Here is a 14,540-nt window from a genome sequence, read left to right as displayed (position 1 = left end):
CCAGAGGGGCGGGCTGGCTTAAAGCTGCAACAGTTCGATCCGGGTGCCAGCCCCGAGATGCAGCGTATTTGTCGCGATCCTTGAGGTGCGCGACGTGCCTTCCGGCGCGCCGGTGTTCGGATTGATGTCGAATTTCGGGAAGTTCGACGACGAGATATCAAGCCGCAGCCGATGGCCCTTGGCAAAGAGGTTCGCGGTGGCAAAGGGCTGGATCTCGATCTCGAAAGCGCCTTCATCCGGCTCGACCAGAGCGGGAGTTTCCCAGCTCTTGCGGTAGCGCACCCGGAAAATCCCGTCCGAGAGCCCCAGTGCATAGCCGCGCGGATAATCCTCGCTTGGCGGATAGACATCGACCAGTTTCGCGGTGAAATCCGTATCCGGCGCATCGGTCGAGACCGTGAGACGCACCGTGACCGGGCCCGCGATAATCAGGTCCTCGGTCAGGGGCGCGGTCTCGAAGCTCAGCACATCGGGGCGCGCGGTCAGCGGCATCCCGGGGTTGCGGCAACCGAAGAAGGCCTCGGATTCCACCTGATCGAAGCCGCCACCGGTAAAGATCGGCTCGCCCGAGGTCAGCGCGCCGCCGATGGTGGGCACCGGATCGCGCGGGTCGAAATCATAGCTCAACGCGGCGCCGTCGTGAGAGGGCGCTTCGCTCAGGCTCATGTCCGGGCGCGGGTAAAGCACCAGCGGCTTTGCCCCCGGCACCGGCCAGTCGGGCGCTTCGATCCAATGGCCGCCGTGATCGAGATGACCGGCCTCGGTCCGGCTGCCGCTGCCGCCGCCCATGACGAAGAGATGGGCGCGGCCTTCCTGTGCGGGCAGATCCTCGCCCTTCAGCCAGCGCGCGAAAAAGCGCAGCCGGTAGCTCAGCCAGTCGCGATCGACCTGTCCGTCGAAGGTGGCGGCCGGGCCGAAATCGACATCGCCGAAGACCCGCTGCGAGCGGTTGCCATGGGTCCAAGGCCCCATGATCAGCGCCAGCGGACGCGCGGCGTCGCCTTTGAGACCCGCGTGGTTTTCCAGCGTGGTCGGGACATAGACGTCATACCAGCTCGAGACGAAGATGATCGGGATCTTGGGGAAGCTCTGGTAATAGCCCGCCGCCCAAAGTCCGCTTTTCTTCCAGAACTCGTCGAAGGTGCCGTGCTGCCATTGTTCGAGGACATAGGCCTCGTAATCGGGGTCCCATTTGATCGGCGAGCGGCCCTTGGTCCAGGGCGTGCGCGCCATCCAGCCGTGCAGGCTTTCGGCCTCGATTGCGCCCAACACACGCGGGTCGGCGGCGGCAAGCGGGCTTTCCAGGGCGCGGTTATAGGCCCAGGTCACCTGTTTCATCTCGAAGGCACCGCCTTGGCGGATGCCGCAGTGATAGGCATTCGAGAAGCCGCCGGAATCGACCGCCATACAGGCGAGCCCCGGCGGGTTGAGACAGGCCATCGCCATTTGCACATGGGCGTCATAGCTCAGCCCCATCGTGCCGATGCGCGAATTGTTCCAGGGCTGGGCCTCGATCCACACCATGGAATCATAGCCGTCTTCGGCCTCATTCACATATTTGGTGAAGCGGCCTTCCGAGCCGTAACGGCCCCGGCAATCCTGCCAGATCACGACATAGCCCTCGCGCACCAGAAGCAGGGCAAGCTCTTCGCGTGATTTCGAGACAGGCTCTGCCACGGACAATTCGGTCCGTGGCGTGCCCGCCTTGTCATAGGGGGTGCGCTCGAAGATCACCGGGAGGGGTGTTTCGAGCGGCAGGCCGCCCTGAGCGGGGCGATAGATGTCGGTGGCCAGATGGACACCGTCCCGCATCGGGATCATCACATTGCGATGAACGACAACATCCTGCGCTACCGGCTCGGCCGGCGTCAGGGCGACCTTGGTCGTCACTTCACGGTCCTCACATTCTGGGGAAGGGTATATTCGGAAAGGCCCGCATCAAGGCTCAGGCCTTTCTTCATGCCCCATTCGATCTTCTGCCAGTAAAGCGGCACGATCGGGGTCTGGGCAAAGGCGATCCGGGTGGCTTCGGCGAGCAGCTCGTTGCGCTTGGCGGGGTCGAATTCCGCCAGCGCCTTGGCAAGCGCCGCATCGAACTCGGGCGAAGAGAAGCGCATGCGGTTGAAGGCGCCGGTCCCGGCCTCTTTGTCGTAGCTGCGCAGCAGCGAGCCGAGCATTGGCGCCGAGGTCGGGGTCGAGGCTCCGAGCGAGAAGACGAAAGCGCCGTAGCTGCCGCCGGTCGCATCCTTGGCATAGACGTTATAGGGATAGACCTGCACGCCATTCACCTTGAGCCCGCCGCGCGTCAGCATCTGGCCAAGCGCCTGCGCCAGATCGGCATCGCCCGGGAAACGGTCGTTCGAGGAGACGACGGTCAGGCCGAAGCCCTCGGGATAACCTGCCTCTGCCAAGAGCTTCTTGGCCTCGGCCGCATCCGGCGTCTGGGGCGTCAGATCCGAGGCATAGCCGCCCAGAACTTCCGGGACGAGCTGGCCCGAGGGCACACCCGCGCCGCCGAGCAGACGGTCAACGATCAGCTGGCGGTCGATCATCAGCGAAATCGCCTTGCGCACCCGCGCGTCGCGGAAGGGGTTCGCGGCCAGCGGCTTGCCTTGCGCATCGGTCACGCCCGGCGCGGTGTCGTCGCGCATGCTCAGCGCCAGATAGACGATCCGGCCCGAGGGCTCGGAGAGGACGGTGAATTTGTCATTGGCCGCGACCTGTTTGGCATCGGTCACTGGCAGCGTGTCGATCAGATCGACCGCGCCCGACAAAAGCGCCGCGACTCGCGCCGCGTCATTCGAGATGAACTTGATGTCCACGTCCTGAAACTCGGGCTTTTCGCCCCAATAGCCGTCATAGGCCTGCAGTTTCAGATCCTGCCCCGGTACCCAGGACACGAATTTGTAAGGCCCGGTTCCGATGGCGGCCGCGCCCGAGTTGAAGTCCTCGGTCGCCTTGCCCTCGGAGGCCGCCTTGCTGATGATGAAGACGCGGCCCAGATCCTCGATCAGCTGCGGGTTCGGGGTCTTGGTGGTGATCTTCAGCGTCAGGTCATCGAGTTTTTCGACCTTGTCGAGGCTCGAGACCATATCGGTATAAGGCGCGGGCGAATTCGGTACCTTGTCGGCGCGATCCAGCGAGAAGATCACGTCATCGGCGGTGAAGGGCGTGCCGTTCTGGAAGGTGACACCGGGGCGCAGCTTGATCTCCCAGGTCAGCGGATCAAGGTTCGTCCATTCGGTGGCAAGGCCGGGCGAGATTTGCAGATTCTGATCAAAGCTCACCAGTTGCTCGAAGATCATCTGCGAGGTGTTCTGGTTGTTGCCGGTGCGCGAGAATTGCGGGTCGATCGAGGATTGCTCGCTCGCAAGGCCCATTTTCAATTGCTGCGCCGAGACGGGCAAGGCCGCCCCACACAGAAGCGCGGCCATGGCCACGGATTTGATGAACTTCTTCATTTTGCCCCCTGAAGGCTGGAGTTTTGATTGGTGGAATTCTGGTCGCGCAGCCCTTGACCGTCATGGAGATGGCAGGCCGCCGCATGGCCGCCCGCGAAATCACGCAGCTCGGGGCGGGTGGTTTTGCAGATGTCCATGGCAAAGGGGCATCTGGGATGGAAATGGCAGCCGCTTGGCGGATGAAGCGGCGAGGGGATCTCGCCTTTGACCGTCGAGAAGCTGTGTTCGCGCCGCTCGATCCGGGGCACCTCGGCCAGAAGGGCGGCGGTATAGGGATGGCGCGGACCCTCGGGCCCGAAGATCTCGTCGGTCGGCGCGCTTTCGACGACCCTTCCCAGATACATCACCACGACGCGGTCCGAGATATGCTGGACCACCGACAGATCATGGCTGATGAAGAGAAGCGTCAGCCCGAGATCGCGCTTGAGATCCATGAACAGATTGATGACCTGCGCCTGGATCGAGACATCGAGCGCGGCGATGCTTTCATCGCAGATCAGGAACTCCGGCTTCACCGCCAAGGCGCGGGCAATGCCGATGCGCTGGCGCTGGCCGCCGGAAAACTGGTGCGGGTAGCGGTTGGCCATTGCCGGATCAAGGCCGACGCGGGCCAGCAGATCGCTGACCAGCCGGTCGATGTCGCGCGCGGCGACCAGCCCATGGACGCGGGGCGCCTCGCCGATGATCTCGCGCACTGTCTTGCGCGGGTTGAGCGAGGACATCGGGTCCTGAAAGATGATCTGGGTGCCCAACCGCATCGCCATGCGCGCGCGCCCGCGCAGGCTGGCGATGTCGCGGCCCTCATGCGCGATCACGCCGTCCGAGACCGGCAGCATTCCGGCAATGGCGCGGCCAAGCGTGGATTTGCCGCAGCCCGATTCACCGACCAGCCCGACGACCTCGCCCTTCATCACGGTCAGGCTGACATTGTCGAGCGCATGGACCGTTGGCGGCTCAGCCGCGCCGGTCAGACGGCCGACGAACCGCTCGATCATGTCGGTCTTGCGCTGGAAACGCTTGCTGACGCCCCGCGCCTCGGCAACGGGAACCTGTGCGGACGCGCTCATGCGAGGACCTCTCTGGGATGGAAACAGCGCCAGCCATGGCTGCCGGCCGATGTTTCGGCGGGCTCGGTCAGGCAGGCATCGGTGGCAAAGGCGCAGCGCGGGCGGAAGGGGCAGCCCTCGGGGCGGCCAAGCGGCGGCGGGGCCGCGCCCGGGATCTGCTTGAGCGGGCGGCCGCGCACATTGGCCATGGGCGTCGAATCGATCAGCCCGCGCGTATAGGGATGCATCGGATGATCGAGCACTTCGCCGGTCAGACCGCGCTCGACGATGCGGCCCGCATACATCACCGCGACCTTCTGGGCGAGCGCCGCAACCACGCCGAGATCGTGGCTGATCCAGATCATCGCCAACCCCATCTCTTTCGAGAGTTTCTGCATCTCGGCGAGGATCTGGCTTTGGATCGTCACATCAAGCGCGGTCGTCGGCTCGTCGGCGATGATCAGATCGGGCTCATGCAGCAGGGCGATGGCAATCGCCACGCGCTGACGCATCCCGCCTGAAAACTCATGCGGATAGGCGTCAATGCGCTCTTCGGGATGGGGGATGCCGACCTTGCCAAGCGCATCGCGCGCCAAAGCGCGGGCCTCGGCGCGGCTGACCTTGCGATGGGCCTGCACCGTCTCGATCATCTGGGTGCCGATCTTGAGGACCGGATTCAGCGTCATCATCGGATCTTGGAAGATCATCGCGATACGGTCGCCGCGCAGGACGCGCAGCCGCTTGGCCGAGGCCTTGCGCAGATCCTCGCCGCGAAAATCGATCCGGCCCTCGACCACGCGGCCGGGCTTGTCGATCAGCCCGAGGATCGAGAAGCCGGTGATCGATTTGCCCGATCCGCTTTCGCCGACGAGGCCAAGGATCTCGCCGCGCTTGAGCTCGAGATCGACGCCATCGACGGATTTGACCGTGCCCTTGGGCGTCTCGAACCAGGTTTTGAGGCCTTCGACCTTGAGAATCGTGTCATCGCTCATTGCGCCAGCCTCGGGTTCAGGACCTCGCGCAGGCGGTCGCCCACGACATTGATCGAAAAGACGAGGACGAGCAGCAGAACCCCGGGGAACACGCTCATCCAGTAAAGCCCGGCCATCAGCACCTGATAGCCATTGGCTATCAGCAGCCCGAGCGAGGGCTCGGTGATCGGCAGACCGATGCCGAGAAAGCTCAGCGTCGCCTCGGCGGCGATCGCGGTTGCGACCTGAATCGTCGCGATGACGATCAGCTGGGGCAGGCAGTTGGGCAGGATATGCCAGATCAGGATGCGCAGGGGCGAAAGGCCAAGGCAGCGCGCGGCATCGACGTAATCCTTGCCGGTCTCGACCAGCGCGGCGGCGCGGACGGCGCGGGCGAAATAGGCCCATTGCACGAAGATCAGCGCGAGGATGACCTTCCACGTGCCCTGACCGAAGATCACAAGGATCATTAGCGCGACAAGTATCGTCGGCAGCGACAGCATCAGATCGACAAAGCGCATGATCAGCGCATCCAGCCAGCCGCGCGCATAGGCCGCGATCAGCCCGAGCAGCGTGCCGACGAGCATCGCCAAAAGCCCGGCGGTCGCGCCGACGCCAAGCGAGGTGCGCAGCCCGTAAAGCATCGCCGAGAGCATGTCGCGGCCCTGCGTATCGGTGCCGAGCCAATAGGTCATGCCCCCCATCGAGGTGCTGCCCGGCGGCAGGCGGCTGTCGAAAAAGTCGATCGCGCCCAGATCATAGGGGTTTTGCGGCGCAATCCACGGCGCCAGCAGCGAGGCCGCGATCAGCAGCACGCAGAGGATCGCCGCGATCGTGGCCTTGGGGCTGGACAGGATACCGCGTGCCAGACGAGCGGAAATCGTGTCGCTTTTCGCGAGACGGGCGGGAATAAGGCTCACCATCACTGACGCCCCCGGATGCGCGGGTCGAGCGCCGAATAAAGCACGTCGACGACGAAGTTGATGAGGCTGAAGAGGCAGACGATCACGAGGATATAGGCCACGATGATCGGCCGGTCCAAAGCGTTGATCGAATCGATGATCAGCTTGCCGACGCCCGGCCAGGCGAAAATCGTCTCGGTCACCACAGCAAAGGCCACCAGCGAGCCGAATTCGACGCCGAGAATGGTGATGATCGGGATGAGGATCGTCTTCAACACATGGACGAACAGGATGCGCCGCTCGGACAGGCCACGGGCGCGGGCATATTTCACGAAGTCGAGCGGCATGGTTTCCTGCACGCCGGTGCGGGTCATGCGGATGACCAGCGCGATCTGTGCCAGCGCCAGATTGGTCGCGGGCAGGATCAGGTGGCGGATGCCGTCAAGCGTGGCATAGCTCGTCGTGATGCCGAAGATCGTGCCGGTCTCGCCGCGCCCGGTCGAGGGCAGCCAGCCCAGCCAGACGGAAAAGATCATCACAAGCATCATGCCTTGCCAAAAATTCGGCAGCGAAAAGCCGAGGATCGAGCCGGTCATCACCGTCTCATCGACCCGCGAGCCCGGCCGCGTCCCGGCCCAAAGCCCCAGCGGCATCCCGATCAGCAGCGACAGGATCATCGCGGTGATGGTCAGCTCAAGCGTGGCCGGAAGCCGCTCGAAAATCACCTGAAGCGCGGGACGGTTGAAGACGAAGGAATTGCCGAAATCGCCGTGCAGCGCCGAAGAGAGAAAGCTCAGATATTGCACCGGCAGCGGCTGGTCGAGCTTGAGCGAGGCGGCAACCTGCGCCTTTTCCGCCAGCGAGGCATCCGCAGGCAGCAAGATCTCCAGCGGATCGCCAATGGCATAGACGCCAAGAAAGACGATGACCGAGGTCAGCAGCAGTACCAGAACTGTCTGAAGCAGTCGGCGCAGCACAAAGACGATCATCGCCACGGCCCTTTCGCGGACCGGCATGGGTAGGTCATTCGATTTTACCTTCCTGTTTGCAGGATCATTGCCAATCGACCCGCGGCTATGCAATATTATGATAATATCGGTTAAGGGAATGCGGATTACGCATAGTGGATTCAGAGCTTCTGCGGACCTTTCAGGCCATCTGCGACAAGGGCACAACGCTGGCCGCGGCGGAGGTTTTGGGCATTTCGCAATCTGCGGTCAGCCGGAGGTTGACCCAGATCGAGACCGAACTTGGTCTCGCGATGTTCGTGCGCGAGCGCGGGCGGCTGATCCCGACCCCGGAAAATCGCGCCTTGCGGGCGCAGATCCTGACGGTTCTGGCCCAGAACGAGCGGCTCGCGACCATGGCGCGCGAGCTCGGCTCGGGCAATTCGGCGATGGTGACGCTGCGCGTCGCGGTTCCGGCCAGCCTGACCATGACGATCATTCCGCAGGTCATGCGCGATTTCACCGCAATCAGCGACCGCGTGCAGGTCGAAATCCATACCGGCACCTATGACACGATCGAGCGGATGCTGCTCGACGACCGCGCCGAGATCGGCTTTCTGCGGATGCCGACCCAGCGTCTTGGCCTTGCCTCAACGCCGCTCTTTGCCGTGGATACGGTCTGCGTGATGCCCGCCGATCATCCCATGGCCGCGCGCGAGGCGATCTCGATCCGCGATCTGTCGAATGAGCCGCTGATCCTTCTGGGCAAGATGCGCCAGCCCCGCCACGAGATCGACCTGCTGTTCATGTCGCTTGGCCTGCGCCCCAAGATCCGGATAGAGGCCCATTCGGTCATGTCCGCCTGCGCGCTCGCGGCGCATGGTCTGGGCATCACTTTGGTCAACGGGTTGATGGCGCGCGATTATGCCCATCTGCCGATCGCGATCCGCCCGCTAACGGAACCCTTGCGCCACCATTTCGCCTTCGCCATGCCCGAAAACATCCCGCCCTCGGAAACCGCGCGCCGCTTTATCGAGGTTGCCGAACGCCGCTTTGCGCAGATCCTGACGGTGTAGGCTCCGCGCAGGCAGGGGTCTGATCGGGGCAGGCGGGGCGTTACGCTGTCAATGAGGCACTGCGGGCCCGGAAGGCATGAGGTCACCGCAAGTTGGACGGCGTGAGGGCATTTTGTGCCCTCAGCATCGCCTCATGTCGCGGGACCAAGGGTGCCCGCCCTAGCTGTGCCAGTTCAGGCAGGCCTCGAGATAAAGCCGCGTGTCCTTTGACAGACGCGCAATCCCCATCTGACGCGCCAACTCAAGCGCGGGATCCTCGCTTTGCGCGACTTCAACGCCAATCCGATCAAGAAGCGAGGCGATCTCGTGACGCGAGATGTCGCGCGCCGTCCGATCAGCCATGCCGCGGAAGGGCACCCGCGCTTGCGGACCCGATGTCGGCCAGACAAAAGCGGTGCCCGCCTCATCGCTCTGCGCGAAGGCAGGCAAAAGCTGATCAATCCGGGCGCGGATCCGACCGCCGGTGCGCTGCCAGCCATGGGCCTGAGTGACCTGCTTTGCCAGATTGTCGGCGGTCACGGGCGCCTGCTCGGCAAGAAGATCGGCCATCAATTGCACAAGCACCGGGCCATAGCTCTCCTCGAAAAAGCGATCGGGGTCGAGCGCGGGCCGCGGCTTGCTTTGGGTAGGCGCGGCCTCAGAAACGCTCTCAGAAACGCCCTCAGACGCGGGGCGCGCCGCATCGGCAAATTGGGGATGGGGCACAGGGGGGACCGGGGTCTCGGTCGCAGCCTCCTCTGGCGCGTCAGGCGCTGCGTCCACAGGCTCAGCGGCTTCCACAAGGTGGATTTCGGGCATTGCGTCGTGGTCTGCGGCCTCCGGCTCAGCTTGCATGGCGGGCTCAGATTCCAGCTCACTGGCCTCTGCCGATGCCTGCGCGTGTTTGGCGGCCTCAGTCAGCCTGCGGGCGCGATCCGCGTCGAGCAGCTTGTGCAGGGACTGGTCGATGATCTCGAGCGTCGCTTGCGGGGCGCGGAACCATTCGGTCGACCAGATCCGCAAGATGTTCCAGCCAAGCCCTTCGAGCACCGCCTGCCGCACGCGGTCGCGGTCACGCGCCGTGGCCGAGCCATGATAGCGCGCGCCGTCGCATTCGACCCCCGCAAGCCAGGCCCCGGCGTGATCGGGGTGACGCACGCCGAGATCGATCCGGTAATCCGACACCCCGATCTGGGTGCGAATGTCCCAGCCCTTGATGCGCAGCGCCTCCATCACGGCCTCTTCGAAGGGCGAATCCACCCCTCCAAGCGAGCCGCGATCCTGCCCGCCAAGCGCGACCGCGCCGCGTTTGGCGTAATCGAGAAAGGCCTTGAAATCGGCCACGCCCCGCGAGCGGGTGCGGCTGAGATCAATCTGCTCGGCAGCGATCGAGCTGAAAATATGCAGCTCCGCTCGCGCGCGCGTCACCGCGACATTGAGCCGCTTTTCTCCGCCCTGACCGTTCAACGCGCCAAAGCTCATCGGGATCTTGCCGGCATGGTCGGGGCCATAGGTGATGGAAAACAGCATGATATCGCGCTCATCCCCTTGAATATTCTCAAGGTTCTTGACGATCAGCGGCTCGTCTCGATCATCCGAGAAGAACCATTCCAGCCGCTCGTCCTTTTGCAATTCGGCGTCGAGCAGATCCTGGATCAGCGCCTGCTGGGGCTGGTTGAAGGTGATGACGCCAAGGGTCGGACGCTTTGCCACATCAAGCTCCAGCCAGGCACGCAGGCGGGCACAGATGAAGGCGGTGATGGCGCGGGCCTCTTCCGGGTTGGTGCGGCCTTTGCCACGCAGATAGGTGCCTTTGACCGGATACATCTGCACGGCCTGCGCCTCGGCGCCGGGCGCGGGGAAGGTCACCAACCCGCCATCGTAATAGAAATGGTTCGAGAAAGCGATCAGCGCCTCGTCGCGGCTGCGGTAATGCCAGTTGAGCCGATGGGTCGGAATGCCCGCGACCGCGACCTCGTCGAGGATCGAGGGCATGTCCTTTTCGTAAAGCGCGAGATCCTCATCGGCCTCGTCGCTTTGATCCGCGCGCCCGAAGAAATTCGAGGGTGGCATCTGCTTGGGGTCGCCGACGATGATCGCCTGCTTGCCGCGCGCGATCGCGCCGATCGCGTCCCAGGTCGAGATTTGCGAGGCCTCGTCAAAGATCACCAGATCAAACTGCGCCTGACCTGCGGGCAGATATTGCGCGACCGAGAGCGGCGACATCAGCACGCAAGGCGCAAGCTTCCCGAAGGTCGTGGGCATTTCCGAGATCAGCGCCCGAAGCGCCTTCGACGGGCGCTCAAGCCCGATCTGATGGCGCAGACCGCCAAGTTCCGATTTGCGCGGCACGCTGTCCTTCTGGGGCAGGTCATTGCCCAAACGGCGCAAAGCTTCTTGCGCGGCGAGCTTGGCCTGCTCTGCGTCGAGCTCTCGGAACTTCGCGATCAGTGCCTCATGCTGCCATTGCGCGAAGGCGCGCAGCGGCGGGGCGGCATCCATGGCGAGCGGCAGCCACCAGCGCAGATAGGCGTCCTCGAAAGCTTGCCGCGTGTTCGGAACGCGCGCGCCACGGTCCAAGGCCTCGACCAGCGGGGCGAGACCGGAGGCAAGGGCATGTTCGCGCGCGCTGCGCCATTTCAGCCAATCCGGGAAGCGGGGCGCGAGCGCCACAAGCGCAGGCAAATATGCGGCGGCCTCGGGCGAGACCCGACCGCCAAGCGCCTCGAATTCGGCGCGGGCCTCTTCTTCTTTCGCCGCAGCGCCTAGAAGAGCGAGCAGCCCCGGCCCGTGGCGACCCGCGTGCGCTTTGGTCAGCTCGTCGCGTGCAGCGGAAAGGGAGGCGGGAAGGCCCGCCGCAATCAGATCGCTTTCGAGCGCCAGATAATCGGCGGCATTCGACAGATGGGCGCGCATGGCGGCAAGGTCCGAGGCCTCGCCGTCAAAGCCGGGAAGACCGACAAATGGCGCGGCCTTGATCTCGGCGCGCGCCCGGATCAGCCGTTTCAGCGCCGCGAGATCCGAGGCGGGATCGGCCTGACCGGAGCGCGCATAGGTCTGCAGCATCTTGCGCAGCTTGCTTTGGGCCATCCCGGCGAAGGGCCAGATTTTGCCCTGCGCCTCGCGCCATTGCAGATCAAGCGACTCGACGGGAATATCGGCGAGGAGCTCATCAGCATAATCCGCCTTGAGCTGGCCGCGCGCCGATTTCGCCTCGGCCAATGCGGCCTCTAGCGCGGGCAAAGCTTCGCGCAAACTGGTCAGTTGGGCAAGCGCGAGGGGCGGGATCTCGTCGCCCTCGGACCGTGCGCGGGCAAGCCGGGTCAGGGCTGCCGCAATCGCCTCGGTCACGGGCTCTGCCGCCATCCCGAGCGCGGTCGCGACGGTCTGACGCGCTTGCGCGCGGCCAAGCGTGGTCGCTTCGAGTTTCGCGCTGGCGGCCGTGAAGCGGTCCTGCCAGCCAAAGGACCATTCGCCCCGGTCGAGCAGCGAGATCGGCCCGTTCGGGTCAAGATCCGCGATCCGGTTGTGCAGCGCGCCCAGATTCTCGGCCAAGGTGGCGAGGGCCGCCCAAGCCTGAGGGTCATGGCAATCCTTGTTCGCGAAGCTCAGCGTGAAGGGCGGCGCGGTCTGGATCGCGCGGCCAACCGCCGCATAGACGCTGAACCCCTGCGTGCCCTTGCGGTGGAGCGCCTCGACATAGGCATTAAGCTGATCGCGCGTCAGGTGGAGATCGTCCGAGACGCGGATCCAGTCCTGCGCATCCTGACTGCTCGCACGCGCCCAAGAGCGGTCGAGCTGTTGCAGCACCTTCTTGCGATCGGCCTTGTTCGAATGCAGTTCCAGCACCGCCGCGCCGAGACCAAGCTGCGACAGGCGGCGATGGACAACATCGAGCGCCGCCGATTTCTCGGCAACGAACAGGACCGTGCGCCCGCGCCCGAGCTGATCGGCGATGATATTGGTGATGGTCTGGCTTTTGCCCGTGCCCGGCGGCCCGATCAGCACGAAATTCCGCCCCGCGGCGGCTGCGGCTACCGCCGCAAGCTGCGAACTGTCTGCAGGCAGCGGCGCCAGAAAATCGCCCGGGCTGTGCTTTTGGTCGATGTCGCGCGGCGCGGGCATCGGCTCGGCGGCTTCGGCAAAGGCCTGATCGGGATTATCGACCAGATGTGCGACCATCGGGTTTTCGCGCAGGCTGTCAGTGCGGTCGACCAGATCCTTCCACATCAGATATTTGGCGAAGGAAAAGGTCGAAAGCGCGGCCTCTTCGACGACCTCAAAGCCCGCGACATCGCGCACGCGCTGGCGCAGCAGGTCGAGAATGCGGGGAATGTCGAGCCCGCTTTGATCGCGCGGCAACTCGCCCTCAAGCTCGGGCAGGCGCAGCTCGAAATCGCGTTTGAGCATTTCGAGAAGCGTGAAGTTCACCCGCACCTCATCTTCAAAGAGCGAGAGGCGGAATTCGGACTGGGCCGAGCGGCGATCAAGCCGGACCGGGATCAGCAGGACCGGCGCGCGATAGCTGCGTGGGTCGCGGTCCGTGCGTTTCCAGCGCAAGAACCCCATGGCAAGGAACAGCGTATTGGTGCCGCCCTCGGCCATGTCGAGGCGCGCCTTGCGGAACAGATCCGTAAGCCGCCCGCTCATTTCCGTGGCGGTCAGCGGAACCGATAGCTGCTTGCGTGCCAAAGCCTCTTCGGCGACGCCAAGCTCGATCTGGCGCGCCTCGGCGGGGCTGAGATCGCGCCCGGCGGTCGCCTGTTCATCGCGCAGGGCGAGCAGGCGGAACTCGGTGCCCTCCGCGAGCTGATCCTCGACCCCGGCGAGATCGGGGCAGATCAAGGGGATCGTGCTGCGCGCATCCTTGAAGTTCAGCAGTTTGTTGCCAAGCGAGAGGTCGAGCAACTTGCGCTGCCACCGCTCGATCCGGCCAAGCGCGGTATCCGGCTCCGCTTCGATCCGCTCGCCCGGCAAAAGGCCAAAATCGAGCGGTTTCGGCAAGGCGGCGGCGACGGCGGCAACCTCATCCACCGGGGTCTCGCCCGCGGTCTGATGGCTGGCAAGCGGGCGGATGCGGGCGGCGCGGGCGCGGTTGATGTCGACGGCCTGAAGAAACTCGGTCTCATGGGCCTCGCCCAGACGGTCGCGACCCAGTGCGACGGCGTCCTCAAAGCCCGCGCTCGGGCGATGGGTGAGCAGGGTGGTTTCGATCGGGACGAATTCGCGCGCGACGACCGCCTTGCGCAGTTCGATCACATCGGGCTCAACCAGCTGGCCGAAGTCGCGCTTGACCAGCCAGACCCCGGTCCAGGCATGACCTTGCGAAAAGAGCAGCGCCGTGTTCAACCCCGCCGCCTCGAAGGCCGCCGCAAGGAGCAGGCTGGTGTCGAGACAGGTCGCAAGCCCCTCGGCCGCGATCCGCTCGGGCATCCGGACCTTCTGCCCGACCTGCTCGAAGGAGGCGGGCGGCACCGCATAGGTGAGGCCATGCGCGGTCACCGCCGACCAGATCGCGCCCGCAAGCATCCAGACCCGACCCGGATCATCGCTTTGATAGCCGTCGATTGCGCCAGAATGCCCCGCCGCCTCGAGCAGTCGCGCGGCTTCCTTGAGGATCCGGGCGACATAGGGCTGGTTCGGCGAGACGAAGGCCGCAAGCACGGTATCCATCTCGGCAAGCCCGCCCCATTCGTCCCGCGCCAGCATCTCGACCGGCAGGGTCAGGGTGACATCCTCAAGGCCGTCGCCCTCAAGATGGAAACGCAGCTGCCCGGTCTCGGCCTCGTCAAGACCGCCGAGAATGACCGGATCGAGTGTGGTGTCGAGGTTCGGCAACGTGACCGAGCCGCCTGCGGCGATCCGGTCAATCGTCCAGCTTTTCTCGCGCAGGATCGCGGGCGCGGCGCTCAGGGTCAACTTGAGGCCAGAGACCGCGTGATCGAGCGGGTTCGTGATCGTGATCGCCTTCACCACCGCGACATCATTCTGGGCGGTCGCGAAGTTGACCTTGGTGGCGGCGCTGACCTCGAGCATCAGCCGCGCGGGCGTTTCAGCCTCAGTGGCGGCCCCGGTTACGGCATCGGTTTCGGCGTCCGAGGCCGGGACAGCAGAGTCCCGGACAGAATCGGTGTCAACCGTGAGGTCTTGCATAGGTC

At 64.7% G+C, this 14,540-nt stretch carries 8 protein-coding genes; 1 reads left to right on the top strand and 7 read right to left on the bottom strand.

Translation table 11 applies throughout. The features are described 5' to 3' along the window. Positions 1-18: 18 nt before the first annotated feature. From JCM7686_RS08690 to JCM7686_RS08665, 6 genes are read right to left on the bottom strand one after another with little or no spacing between them, the layout of a single operon-like run. A complete protein-coding gene (locus JCM7686_RS08690) occupies positions 19-1,890 on the bottom strand; it encodes a CocE/NonD family hydrolase (protein WP_020950486.1) in 1,872 nt (623 codons plus the stop codon). Then, complete coding sequence (locus JCM7686_RS08685; protein WP_020950485.1) at positions 1,887-3,461, bottom strand: ABC transporter substrate-binding protein; 1,575 nt, start codon at positions 3,459-3,461, stop codon at positions 1,887-1,889. Before JCM7686_RS08685 ends, JCM7686_RS08690 begins: the two co-directional genes overlap by 4 nt. Then, complete coding sequence (locus tag JCM7686_RS08680) at positions 3,458-4,528, bottom strand: ABC transporter ATP-binding protein (RefSeq protein WP_020950484.1); 1,071 nt, start codon at positions 4,526-4,528, stop codon at positions 3,458-3,460. Before JCM7686_RS08680 ends, JCM7686_RS08685 begins: the two co-directional genes overlap by 4 nt. Continuing rightward, positions 4,525-5,499, bottom strand: a complete 975-nt coding sequence (locus JCM7686_RS08675; protein WP_020950483.1) for an ABC transporter ATP-binding protein — start codon at positions 5,497-5,499, stop codon at positions 4,525-4,527. The genes JCM7686_RS08680 and JCM7686_RS08675 overlap by 4 nt, the downstream gene beginning before the upstream one ends. Then, positions 5,496-6,401: an ABC transporter permease gene (locus tag JCM7686_RS08670; RefSeq protein WP_020950482.1), complete on the bottom strand. Its 906-nt coding sequence runs from the start codon at positions 6,399-6,401 to the stop codon at positions 5,496-5,498. Before JCM7686_RS08670 ends, JCM7686_RS08675 begins: the two co-directional genes overlap by 4 nt. Further along, positions 6,401-7,396: an ABC transporter permease gene (locus tag JCM7686_RS08665; protein WP_328286681.1), complete on the bottom strand. Its 996-nt coding sequence runs from the start codon at positions 7,394-7,396 to the stop codon at positions 6,401-6,403. Before JCM7686_RS08665 ends, JCM7686_RS08670 begins: the two co-directional genes overlap by 1 nt. 107 nt (positions 7,397-7,503) lie before the next feature. Here JCM7686_RS08665 and JCM7686_RS08660 point away from each other — a divergent pair, with 107 nt between their 5' ends. Then, positions 7,504-8,403, top strand: coding sequence for a LysR family transcriptional regulator (locus JCM7686_RS08660; protein ID WP_020950480.1), 900 nt, complete (start codon positions 7,504-7,506; stop codon positions 8,401-8,403). Between the two features lie 159 nt (positions 8,404-8,562). On the opposite strand, the gene JCM7686_RS08655 is transcribed toward JCM7686_RS08660, so the two are convergent. Continuing rightward, a complete protein-coding gene (locus tag JCM7686_RS08655; protein WP_020950479.1) occupies positions 8,563-14,535 on the bottom strand; it encodes a DUF3320 domain-containing protein in 5,973 nt (1,990 codons plus the stop codon). Positions 14,536-14,540: the final 5 nt, after the last annotated feature.

Source organism: Paracoccus aminophilus JCM 7686, from assembly GCF_000444995.1.
Classification (GTDB): Bacteria; Pseudomonadota; Alphaproteobacteria; order Rhodobacterales; family Rhodobacteraceae; genus Paracoccus; species Paracoccus aminophilus.
The sequence above is the reverse complement of the archived record's forward strand: the minus strand, read 5'-3'. Positions and strand labels throughout refer to the sequence as shown.

Excerpts from the sequence above, each read along its gene's own strand:
- JCM7686_RS08680 (WP_020950484.1), bottom strand. The coding sequence starts at position 4,528 with ATGAGCGCGTCCGCACAGGTTCCCGTTGCCGAGGCGCGGGGCGTCAGC.
- JCM7686_RS08670 (WP_020950482.1), bottom strand. The coding sequence starts at position 6,401 with ATGGTGAGCCTTATTCCCGCCCGTCTCGCGAAAAGCGACACGATTTCC.
- JCM7686_RS08665 (WP_328286681.1), bottom strand. The coding sequence starts at position 7,396 with ATGCCGGTCCGCGAAAGGGCCGTGGCGATGATCGTCTTTGTGCTGCGC.
- JCM7686_RS08685 (WP_020950485.1), bottom strand. The coding sequence starts at position 3,461 with ATGAAGAAGTTCATCAAATCCGTGGCCATGGCCGCGCTTCTGTGTGGG.
- JCM7686_RS08675 (WP_020950483.1), bottom strand. The coding sequence starts at position 5,499 with ATGAGCGATGACACGATTCTCAAGGTCGAAGGCCTCAAAACCTGGTTC.
- JCM7686_RS08655 (WP_020950479.1), bottom strand. The coding sequence starts at position 14,535 with ATGCAAGACCTCACGGTTGACACCGATTCTGTCCGGGACTCTGCTGTC.